Raw genomic sequence first — 1066 nt, forward strand, 5'->3', positions numbered from 1 at the left:
GGGGGGGGTGGTTTCCCCGCCCCGGGGGGGGCGCCCCGGGGGGGGGCCCCCGCGCGGGGGCGGGCCCTCGACGCCTGGGCCCGGGGGGGGGCCCCGCCCGCCCCCGGGGGGCGGCGGCGCTGCCGCCCGGGCGCGGTGCGGTACGCGGGGACGGGGCCCGGTTCAGCCCTTCTTCCCGAGCCAGGCGTCGACTTGGGCACGGTGGGCGCCGACCCATTTCGCGGCGGCGTCCTGCGGCGTCATCTTGTCCTGCGCGATGTACTTCGCCACGAGGTTCTGGTCCTCGTTCGACCAGGTGAAGTTCTTCACGAGCCGGTAGGCCGGACCGTCCGAGTCGGCGAACCTCTTGCTGACGATCTTGTCCAGCGCGTACACGGGGTAGTCGCAGGCGACCTTCTCGGGGTCGTCGTCGCAGCCCGCCTTGTACGCCGGCAGCTCCACCTTGACCAGCTTCAGCTCGGAGAAGAGCCACTGCGGTTCGTAGAAGTAGCCGATGACGGGCGTCTTCTTGGCCTCGGCCTGGCGGAAGGCCTGGATCAGCGCGGCTTCGCTGCCCGAGTAGACCACCTTGAAGTCGAGGTTCAGGTTCTTCACCAGGGCCCCGTCGTTGGTGACGAACGACGGGTCACCGTCCAGCAGCTGGCCCTTGTCCCCGGATTCCGAGGTCCTGAACCGGTCGGCGTACCTGTTGAGGTTCTCCCACTTGGTGATGTCCGGGTACTTCTCCGCGAGCCACGGCGGGACGTACCAGCCGATGACCCCCTTGTTGCCCGTCTCCCCCGCGACGACGGCCGTCCGCTGCTGTTCGACGTACTTCTTCTTCAGGTCCGGGTGGCCCCAGTTCTCGACGATGGCGTCGACCTCGCCCGTGCCGAAGCCCTGCCAGGCGACCTCTTCCTTGAGGTCCTTCTCGGTCACCTCGCAGCCGAGGTCCTTCCTCGCGACGTACGCGATGACCGCGGCATTGGCCTCGTACCCGACCCACGGGTTGACGGCGAGGTCGAAGGAGCACGTGCCCGCGCCGCCGCCCGCCCCTGTACCCGCCACATCCGCCGGCCTGCCCGGG

The 1066-nt window shown here is 70.4% G+C and carries 1 protein-coding gene; it reads right to left on the bottom strand.

Annotated elements, in window-relative coordinates; translation table 11 throughout:
- Window positions 1-162: 162 nt before the first annotated feature.
- Window positions 163-1066, bottom strand: a 904-nt coding sequence (locus ACFXA3_RS19125) for an ABC transporter substrate-binding protein (RefSeq protein ID WP_385188184.1), incomplete at its 5' end; no start/stop codon positions are given.

The organism is Streptomyces sp. NPDC059456 (assembly GCF_042750055.1).
Classification (GTDB): Bacteria; Actinomycetota; Actinomycetes; order Streptomycetales; family Streptomycetaceae; genus Streptomyces.